Here is a 9,629-nt window from a genome sequence, read left to right as displayed (position 1 = left end):
CAAAATGTCCTCACGTAAAGAGCTTGCCAATGCTATTCGTGCGCTGAGCATGGACGCAGTACAGAAAGCCAAATCCGGTCATCCGGGTGCCCCGATGGGTATGGCTGACATTGCCGAAGTCCTGTGGCGTGATTTCCTGAACCACAACCCGAGCAACCCGTCCTGGGCCGATCGTGACCGTTTCGTACTGTCTAACGGCCACGGCTCCATGTTGATTTACAGCCTGCTGCACCTCACCGGTTACGATCTGCCGATGTCTGAGCTGCAGAATTTCCGTCAGCTGCATTCCAAAACTCCGGGCCACCCGGAAGTGGGTTACACCGCCGGTGTGGAAACCACTACCGGTCCGCTGGGTCAGGGTATTGCGAACGCGGTCGGTATGGCTATCGCTGAAAAAACACTGGCTGCGCAGTTTAACCGTCCGGGCCATGACATCGTTGATCACTACACCTATGCGTTCATGGGCGACGGCTGCATGATGGAAGGTATCTCTCACGAGGTATGCTCTCTGGCCGGTACGCTGAAGCTGGGCAAACTGGTTGCGTTCTACGATGACAACGGTATCTCTATCGACGGTCACGTTGAAGGCTGGTTCACTGACGACACCGCTAAACGTTTTGAAGCCTATGGCTGGCACGTTGTGCGCGGCGTAGATGGTCACGATGCTGACGCGATCAAACGTGCAGTCGAAGAAGCACGTGCCGTCACTGACAAACCGTCCCTGCTGATGTGCAAAACCATCATCGGTTTCGGTTCCCCGAACAAAGCGGGTACCCACGACTCCCACGGTGCGCCGCTGGGCGATGCAGAAATCGCACTGACCCGCGAACAGCTGGGCTGGAAATACGCGCCGTTCGAAATCCCGTCTGAAATCTACGCGCAGTGGGATGCGAAAGAAGCCGGTCAGGCGAAAGAGTCTGCCTGGAACGAGAAATTTACCGCCTACGCGAAAGCCTTCCCGCAGGAAGCCGCAGAGTTCACCCGTCGTATGAAAGGCGAAATGCCGTCTGACTTCGACGCGAAAGCGAACGAATTTATCGCTAAGCTGCAGGCGAACCCGGCGAAAATCGCCAGCCGTAAAGCGTCTCAGAATGCAATCGAAGCCTTTGGTCCGTTGCTGCCAGAATTCCTCGGCGGCTCTGCTGACCTGGCGCCGTCTAACCTGACGCTGTGGTCGGGTTCTAAAGCGATCAACGAAGATGCTGCCGGTAACTATATCCATTACGGCGTACGCGAATTCGGTATGACCGCGATTGCCAACGGTATCTCCCTGCACGGTGGTTTCCTGCCGTACACCTCCACCTTCCTGATGTTCGTGGAATATGCCCGTAACGCGGTACGCATGGCTGCGCTGATGAAACAGCGTCAGGTGATGGTTTACACCCACGACTCCATCGGTCTGGGCGAAGATGGCCCGACTCACCAGCCGGTAGAGCAGGTGGCTTCTCTGCGCGTCACGCCGAACATGAGCACCTGGCGTCCGTGTGACCAGGTTGAATCCGCCGTGGCGTGGAAGTACGGCGTTGAGCGTCAGGACGGCCCGACCGCGCTGATCCTCTCCCGTCAGAACCTGGCACAGCAGGAACGTACTGAAGAGCAACTGGCGAACATCGCGCGCGGTGGCTACGTATTGAAAGATTGCGCAGGCCAGCCTGAGCTTATCTTCATCGCGACCGGTTCTGAAGTTGAGCTGGCGGTTGCCGCATGGGACAAACTGACCGCAGAAGGCGTGAAAGCGCGCGTGGTCTCCATGCCATCTACTGACGCGTTCGACAAGCAGGATGCGGCTTACCGTGAATCCGTACTGCCGAAAGCGGTTACCGCTCGCGTGGCAGTGGAAGCCGGTATCGCTGACTACTGGTTCAAGTACGTGGGTCTGAACGGCGCGATCGTCGGCATGACCACCTTCGGTGAATCTGCTCCGGCAGAGCTGCTGTTCGAAGAGTTCGGCTTCACCGTCGACAACGTTGTCGCGAAAGCAAAAGCACTGCTGTAATCATCATTACAACAGTCTCTAACGGGTCGCTTCGGCGGCCCGTTATCATCTGGGACGGTATTTATTTTCACTCAGGCAAGGGGTTGTTGTCGATCTGCTTCACAAAAATGATATTTCGTGGATTACCAAAATTGTAATGCGAGTCACATAATTGCTCTTGCTATTTTTATTTATATTTGTAGTTGATTGTTTTTTAATGATTTAAATTATTCCCCCTTTTCCCTGTCTCTGTTTTCCCCTCGATTGCTTTCATTTTGCCGCACGCGTATTTTGTTTTTAGCGAGACGCTGTACCCTAAAAATAAAATAAGGACAATTTATGCGGTTGATTGACTATTTTCCGGAAGCTTCTATTTCAATAAAAGCGGTGGCAAAGAACTGGCAGGAAGCTATTGATTTTTCCATGGCATCGTTGCTGGCAAATCATTATGTGAATGCCAATTATATCCAGGCTATAAAAGATTCGACGATCAACAATGGTCCTTATTATATTCTGGCTCCCGGTGTGGCGATGCCTCATGCTCGTCCGGAATGCGGCGCGCTAAAAACAGGCATGTCATTAACGCTACTTAAACAGGAAGTACAATTTGCCGACGATGACGAACCCGTAAAATTACTTATTGGGTTATCAGCGGCAAATGCCGATTCACATATCGGCGCTATCCAGGCTTTAAGCGAACTATTATGTGAAGAGGAAAACCTCGCAGCATTATTTGCTGCTAAATCAGAAAAACAGCTGGCGGATATTATCGCCCGCGCATAATCATTTTCTCCTCGACAGGATATTATCATGGAACACAAGTCTGCTCGTGCAAAGGTCCAGGCTTTTGGGGGATTTTTGACTGCAATGGTCATCCCTAATATCGGTGCTTTTATTGCCTGGGGTTTTATTACTGCATTATTTATTCCGACAGGGTGGATGCCCAATGAGCATTTCGCCAAAATAGTCGGTCCGATGATTACCTATTTATTACCCGTCATGATTGGCTCCACCGGAGGACATCTGGTGGGTGGGAAGCGCGGGGCGGTGATGGGGGGGATCGGTACCATCGGCGTGATTATTGGTGCAGATATCCCGATGTTCCTCGGTTCCATGATTATGGGGCCACTGGGTGGTCTGGTGATTAAATACATTGACCGACTGCTGGACCAGCGTATTCCCGCGGGCTTTGAGATGGTTATTAATAACTTCTCTTTAGGCATTGCCGGAATGATGTTGTGCCTGCTGGGGTTTGAAGTCATTGGCCCGGCAGTCCTCATTGCCAATAACTTTGTGAAAGAGTGTATTGAATCACTGGTACATGCAGGCTATCTACCGCTGCTTTCATTAATTAATGAACCCGCGAAAATCCTCTTTCTGAATAATGCCATCGATCAGGGGGTCTATTATCCGCTGGGAATGCAGCAAGCCTCGGAGACAGGAAAATCCATCTTTTTCATGGTGGCCTCAAACCCTGGTCCCGGTTTAGGTTTACTGCTGGCGTTTACCTTCTTTGGTAAAGGGATGGCGAAGAAATCTGCTCCCGGCGCCATGATTATCCATTTTCTGGGCGGCATTCACGAACTCTACTTCCCGTACGTGCTGATGAAGCCACTGACCCTGGTGGGCATGATTGCCGGGGGAATGAGCGGAACATGGGTGTTTAACCTGTTAGGCGGTGGCCTGGTTGCGGGTCCGAGCCCAGGGTCGATTTTCGCTTACCTGGCATTGACGCCAAAAGGCTCTTTCCTGGCCACGATTGCGGGCGTCACGGCGGGAACCGTAGTGACTTTTATCATCACCTCATTGATCCTGAAAATGGAAAGAAATGGTCTGGCCGAGAGTGAAGAGACGTTCAGTGATTCCGCCAAAGCTGTCAAAGCCATGAAGCAGGAAGGCAGTTTTTCATATCGCCATGTCAAACGTATCGCCTTTGTGTGTGATGCGGGAATGGGGTCCAGTGCGATGGGGGCGACGACGTTTCGTAAGCGCCTGGAAAAAGCCGGGTTGTCTATCGATGTCAAACATTACGCCATCGAAAATGTCCCTGACGATGCCGATATTATCGTGACGCACGCCAGTCTTGAGGGCCGCGTTAAACGAGTCAGTCATAAGCCTCTGGTGTTGATAAAAAATTATATTGGCGACCCGCTGCTTGACGATTTATTTAATCACTTAACGTCGAATTAGCATTTCTGGTTCCTGGAGTTAATATGAAAACGAAAGTGGCTGCAATATATGGCAAACAAGATGTGCGTATCCGTGAGTTTGAATTACCTGAAATTACGGATAATGAACTGTTAGTCAGCGTGATTTCCGACAGCGTATGTTTATCTACCTGGAAGGCCGCGACATTAGCCAGTGAACATAAACGTGTTCCTGATGATCTGGAAAATCATCCGGTGATTACCGGTCACGAATGTGCCGGGATCATTGTTGAAGTAGGTAAAAATTTAACCGGGAAATATAAAAAAGGGCAACGTTTTGTTTTACAACCCGCAATGGGATTGCCGAGCGGCTATTCCGCGGGATACAGCTACGAATATTTCGGTGGTAATGCCACGTATATGATTATCCCTGAAATTGCGATAAATCTGGGATGCGTATTGCCATACCACGGTTCTTATTTTGCGGCCGCCTCGCTGGCGGAACCGATGTGTTGCATCATTGGTGCCTATAAAGCGAATTATCATACGACGCCTTATGTGTATGAGCACCGAATGGGGATTAAGCCCGGCGGCAATATTGCGCTTTTAGCCTGCGCCGGGCCAATGGGGATCGGTGCGATTGATTATGCCATTAACGGCGGGATCCAACCGGCACGCGTGGTGGTGGTGGATATTGATGAAACGCGTCTGGAGCAGGCTAAAAAACTCCTGCCAGTCGAACTGGCCGCACGCAAGGGAATCGAACTCACCTATGTGAATTCGTCCGGTATGGCCGACCCCGCGACGCAACTGCGCGAATTAACGGGCGGTGCCGGGTTCGATGACGTTTTTGTCTATGCCGCCGTGCCAGCCGTCGTGGAGATGGCTGACGATCTTCTGGCAGAAGATGGCTGTCTGAACTTCTTTGCCGGTCCGACGGATAGTCGTTTCAAGGTGCCGTTTAATTTCTACAACGTGCATTACAACAGTACTCACGTAGTCGGAACCTCTGGCGGTTCCACTGAGGACATGAAAGAGGCGATTGCACTGAGTGCGACGGGCCAGCTTCAGCCATCGTTTATGGTGACCCATATTGGTGGTCTCGATGCAGTGCCCGATACCGTTCTGAATTTGCCGGATATTCCAGGCGGCAAGAAGCTTATCTATAACGGTGTGACGATGCCGCTGACGGCAATTGCTGATTTCGCTGAGAAAGGCAAAACCGATCCGTTATTCAGAGAACTGGCGCGTCTTGTGGAGGAGACACACGGAATCTGGAATGAGAAAGCAGAAAAGTATCTGCTGGTGCAGTTTGGCGTGGATATCGGGGAGGCGGCGGCATGAAGTCGTTGGCATGGCCGCTGTTTCGCATCACGGAGCAGGCAGCGCTGGCTGCCTGGCCGCAAACCGGCTGCGGCGATAAGAACAAAATAGATGGACTGGCAGTGAGTGCGATGCGCACGGCCTTGAATGACATCGCTATTCGCGGGCGCATCGTCATTGGTGAGGGCGAGATTGATCACGCGCCGATGCTGTGGATTGGCGAAGAGGTTGGCAGCGGCAGCGGGCCAGAGGTTGATATCGCGGTCGATCCTATTGAAGGCACCCGGATGGTTGCGATGGGGCAGAGCAATGCGCTGGCGGTGATGGCGTTTGCGCCGCGGGGAAGCTTGTTACATGCCCCTGATATGTACATGAAAAAGCTGGTTGTTAACCGGCAGGCGAAAGGGGTGATTAACCTGGCGCGGCCCCTGGCGGATAATCTGCGTCAGGTGGCGAAAGCGCTGGGCAAACCGCTGGACCGACTGCGCATGGCCACGCTGGATAAACCGCGGCTTCAGCCAGCGATTGCCGAAGCCACGCAGTTGGGGGTGAAAGTCTTTGCCCTGCCTGATGGTGATGTGGCTGCCAGTGTTCTGGCCTGTTTGCAGGATAACCCTTATGACCTGATGTATACCATTGGCGGTGCACCAGAAGGCGTGATTTCCGCCTGTGCGGTGAAAGCGTTGGGGGGGGATATGCAGGCCGAGCTGATCGATTTTTGTGAAGCGAAAGGCGACACCGAAGAGCATCGTGTTATCTCTGCCCAGGAGCGCCAGCGCTGTGCGGAAATGGGCGTCGAGGTCAATCGGATCTATACGCTCGACGAACTGGTAGCGGGACATGACGTCCTCTTCAGCGCGACCGGAGTGACCGGCGGCGATCTTGTGAATGGGATTCAACAGGTTGCAAAGGGGGTGCGTACGCAAACTTTACTGATCGGCGGCGCGGATCGAACGTGTAATATAATAGACTCTCTGCATTCATGGTGATTGATCGGGAAACAAATGACGACGCTGACAGAAGACGATGTGCTGGAGCAACTGGATGCTCAAAATAACTTACTTTCGTTTATGACGACGGCACATTCCATTTTGCTACAGGGCATTAAGCGCTTTCTGCCGTCGCTATTTGTCGATAACGATGAAGAGATTGTGGAATATGCAGTGAAGCCGTTACTTGCCCAGAGTGGGCCGCTTGATGATATTGACGTTGCGCTGCGCCTGATTTATGCGCTGGGAAAAATGGATAAATGGCTTTATGCCGATATTACGCATTTTTCGCAGTTTTATCAGTACGTCAGCGAACGGGATGAGATCCCGGGATTTGCCGACGACATCACCTGGGATTTTATCAGCAACGTCAACAGTATTACCCGCAATACGACCTTATATAGTGCGCTGGAGTCGATGAAATTTGCCGACTTTGCGGCGTGGTCTGAGGTGCGTTTTTCCGGAATGGTCAAGACGGCAATGACGCTGGCGGTAACGTCAATTTTAAAGGAATTAACACCGTGAAAATCGGACTGATGGTCAACGGGTTGCGGGTTGAAGCCCATTATCATGATGATGAGATAGAGAACGTTCATAAGCCGTTATTACAGCGACTGGCAAACGTCCATTCCGCGAACGCCAGACGACGCACCGTTGTGTTTCTGAGTGCGCCGCCCGGGACCGGAAAATCCACACTGACCACGTTCTGGGAGTGGCTTTCTCGTCAGGAACCCTCTTTGCCGGCGATCCAGACGCTCCCGATGGATGGTTTCCATCATTACAATGACTGGCTGGACACGCACCATCTGCGTGCGTACAAAGGAGCACCAGAGACGTTTGACGTTGAAAAACTGGCGCAGAATCTGCGACAGATTAGAGAAGGCGAAGGGACCTGGCCGCAATATGATCGGCAAAAGCACGATCCGGTCGAAGACGCGATTGTGGTGAGCGCGCCAATTGTCATTGTGGAAGGGAACTGGCTGCTGCGGGATGACGAGAGATGGCGGGCGCTGGCGGCGTTCTGCGATTTTTCCCTGTTTATTCGCGCGCCAGCGGAGGCCCTGCGTGCGCGACTGGTGGGGCGCAAGCTGGCTGGAGGATTATCGCCAGCCGATGCCGAGGCGTTTTACGAACGCACAGACGGACCGAATGTTGAGCGAGTGCTGCGCGAGAGTCGTCCTGCCAGTCTGCTACTGGAGATGAATGCCACTGGGGAATACCGTCTCGCCTGATGATAAATTATTCCAGCTAAGACGTGATGATTATTACGGCTTACTGGAATAATTACCCCCGTTCGTAGCGGGTAAAATGTGATGCAGGTCATATAGCTGGCTTAATCGTCTGGACAATCATTCCTTTTATTCCCCGTTTCGCTTATTCTAGCTGAAGCGTTTCAGTCGATTAAATGTTCGACAAATAATCAATCAGTCGCAGTTTGCGACAGGTAAGGTTTCCCTGAACGATGCGCTGGATTACTCTGTCAGCCACATCTGAATCGGGATAGCCTTGCAGGAGATCTATGACCGTACGCGTAGCGATTAATGGCTTCGGTCGCATCGGACGTAATGTGGTTCGTGCTTTATATGAATCCGGACGTCGGGCGGAAATCACCGTGGTGGCAATCAATGAACTGGCGGATGCTTCAGGCATGGCGCATTTGTTGAAATATGACACCAGCCATGGACGTTTTGCATGGGACGTTCGCCAGGAGCGTGAGCAGCTCATAGTTGGCGACGACGCGATTCGCATTCTGCATGAGTCTTCGCTTGAGGCGCTTCCGTGGCGCGAGCTCGGCGTTGATATCGTACTGGACTGTACGGGCGTCTACGGGAACCGCGAACACGGCGAGGCGCATATCGCCGCTGGCGCGAAGAAAGTGCTCTTTTCACATCCTGGCAGCAACGATCTCGACGCCACCGTGGTATTTGGCGTCAATCAGGATCAACTGCGCGCGGACCACCGCATCGTCTCCAATGCTTCGTGTACCACGAATTGTATTATTCCCATTATCAAATTATTGGATGATGCCTATGGCATAGAGTCCGGTACGGTGACGACCATTCACTCCGCGATGCACGACCAGCAGGTGATTGATGCGTACCATTCTGACCTGCGTCGGACGCGCGCGGCGAGTCAGTCGATCATTCCGGTCGATACCAAACTGGCGGCAGGTATCACCCGAATTTTCCCGCAGTTTAACGATCGTTTTGAAGCGATTGCGGTGCGGGTACCGACGATAAACGTCACGGCAATCGACTTAAGCGTTACGGTGATGAAGCCAGTAAAAGCCAATGAAGTCAACCAGTTGCTGCAAAAAGCGGCACAAGGTGCATTTCATGATATAGTTGACTATACGGAATTACCGTTGGTCTCCGTCGATTTTAATCACGACCCGCATAGCGCCATTGTTGATGGTACACAAACGCGGGTCAGTGGCGCGCACCTTATTAAGACACTGGTCTGGTGTGACAATGAATGGGGCTTTGCTAACAGAATGCTCGACACCACGTTAGCGATGGCTGCAAAAGGTTTCAGGTAGGGCGCAAGGGCGTCTGCAAAACTTTATCAAGAATCAACGAGAGGATTCACCATGTCTGTAATCAAGATGACCGATTTGGATCTTGCTGGTAAACGTGTTTTTATCCGTGCGGATCTGAACGTACCAGTTAAAGAAGGGAAAGTGACCAGCGATGCGCGTATCCGTGCTTCTCTGCCGACCATCGAACTGGCCCTGAAACAAGGCGCTAAAGTGATGGTGACTTCCCACCTGGGTCGTCCTACCGAAGGCGAGTACAACGAAGAATTCTCTCTGCTGCCGGTTGTTAATTACCTGAAAGACAAACTGTCTAACCCGGTTCGCCTGGTAAAAGATTACCTCGACGGCGTTGAAGTCGCTGCCGGTGAACTGGTGGTGCTGGAAAACGTTCGCTTCAACAAAGGCGAGAAGAAAGACGACGAAGCGCTGTCCAAAAAATACGCTGCGCTGTGTGATGTGTTCGTGATGGACGCATTTGGTACGGCTCACCGTGCACAGGCTTCCACTCACGGTATCGGCAAATTTGCTGACGTCGCATGTGCCGGTCCGCTGCTGGCTGCAGAACTGGATGCGCTGGGTAAAGCGCTGAAAGAGCCGGCTCGTCCGATGGTCGCTATCGTGGGCGGTTCTAAAGTTTCCACCATTGTGACCGTTCTGGA

8 protein-coding genes and 1 pseudogene are annotated in these 9,629 nt (G+C 52.3%); all 9 read left to right on the top strand.

Features of this window, described 5'->3' with window-relative positions:
* Positions 1-4: 4 nt before the first annotated feature.
* Positions 5-1,996: a transketolase gene (gene tkt / locus AB7E14_RS15085; RefSeq protein ID WP_046401616.1), complete on the top strand. Its 1,992-nt coding sequence runs from the start codon at positions 5-7 to the stop codon at positions 1,994-1,996.
* Positions 1,997-2,314: 318 nt separating this feature from the next.
* Positions 2,315-2,758 (top strand): PTS mannitol transporter subunit IIA, encoded by a 444-nt coding sequence (cmtB, locus tag AB7E14_RS15080; RefSeq protein WP_042998047.1) that lies wholly within the window; start codon positions 2,315-2,317, stop codon positions 2,756-2,758.
* A gap of 27 nt (positions 2,759-2,785) precedes the next feature.
* Positions 2,786-4,165 carry a PTS mannitol transporter subunit IICB gene (locus AB7E14_RS15075; protein WP_042998046.1) on the top strand — a complete coding sequence of 460 codons (1,380 nt, stop codon included), beginning with the start codon at positions 2,786-2,788 and terminating at the stop codon, positions 4,163-4,165.
* A 23-nt stretch (positions 4,166-4,188) separates the two neighbouring features.
* The gene (locus AB7E14_RS15070; protein WP_316962854.1) at positions 4,189-5,466 is read left to right on the top strand and encodes a zinc-binding dehydrogenase; all 1,278 of its coding nucleotides are present in this window, start codon (positions 4,189-4,191) and stop codon (positions 5,464-5,466) included.
* On the top strand, positions 5,463-6,434 hold the full coding sequence (gene glpX, locus AB7E14_RS15065; RefSeq protein ID WP_316962853.1) for a class II fructose-bisphosphatase: 972 nt from the start codon (positions 5,463-5,465) through the stop codon (positions 6,432-6,434). Before AB7E14_RS15070 ends, glpX begins: the two co-directional genes overlap by 4 nt.
* 15 nt (positions 6,435-6,449) lie before the next feature.
* A complete protein-coding gene (locus tag AB7E14_RS15060; protein ID WP_042998043.1) occupies positions 6,450-6,959 on the top strand; it encodes an MltR family transcriptional regulator in 510 nt (169 codons plus the stop codon).
* Positions 6,956-7,666: a nucleoside/nucleotide kinase family protein gene (locus tag AB7E14_RS15055; protein ID WP_042998042.1), complete on the top strand. Its 711-nt coding sequence runs from the start codon at positions 6,956-6,958 to the stop codon at positions 7,664-7,666. Before AB7E14_RS15060 ends, AB7E14_RS15055 begins: the two co-directional genes overlap by 4 nt.
* Positions 7,667-7,953: 287 nt before the next feature.
* Positions 7,954-8,973: an erythrose-4-phosphate dehydrogenase gene (epd, locus tag AB7E14_RS15050; RefSeq protein WP_042998041.1), complete on the top strand. Its 1,020-nt coding sequence runs from the start codon at positions 7,954-7,956 to the stop codon at positions 8,971-8,973.
* A gap of 51 nt (positions 8,974-9,024) precedes the next feature.
* Positions 9,025-9,629: pseudogene (pgk, locus tag AB7E14_RS15045) on the top strand (phosphoglycerate kinase); the annotation flags it as partial.

Source organism: Citrobacter sp. (assembly GCF_050252275.1).
Taxonomy (GTDB): Bacteria; Pseudomonadota; Gammaproteobacteria; order Enterobacterales; family Enterobacteriaceae; genus Citrobacter_A; species Citrobacter_A amalonaticus.
Note: the sequence above shows the minus strand (reverse complement) of the source record. Positions and strands in the feature narration are given on the sequence as shown.

Bases quoted from the DNA above. Each gene is read 5' to 3' on its own strand.
- tkt (WP_046401616.1), top strand. From the start codon at position 5: ATGTCCTCACGTAAAGAGCTTGCCAATGCTATTCGTGCGCTGAGCATG.
- cmtB (WP_042998047.1), top strand. From the start codon at position 2,315: ATGCGGTTGATTGACTATTTTCCGGAAGCTTCTATTTCAATAAAAGCG.
- AB7E14_RS15075 (WP_042998046.1), top strand. From the start codon at position 2,786: ATGGAACACAAGTCTGCTCGTGCAAAGGTCCAGGCTTTTGGGGGATTT.
- AB7E14_RS15070 (WP_316962854.1), top strand. From the start codon at position 4,189: ATGAAAACGAAAGTGGCTGCAATATATGGCAAACAAGATGTGCGTATC.
- glpX (WP_316962853.1), top strand. From the start codon at position 5,463: ATGAAGTCGTTGGCATGGCCGCTGTTTCGCATCACGGAGCAGGCAGCG.
- AB7E14_RS15060 (WP_042998043.1), top strand. From the start codon at position 6,450: ATGACGACGCTGACAGAAGACGATGTGCTGGAGCAACTGGATGCTCAA.
- epd (WP_042998041.1), top strand. From the start codon at position 7,954: ATGACCGTACGCGTAGCGATTAATGGCTTCGGTCGCATCGGACGTAAT.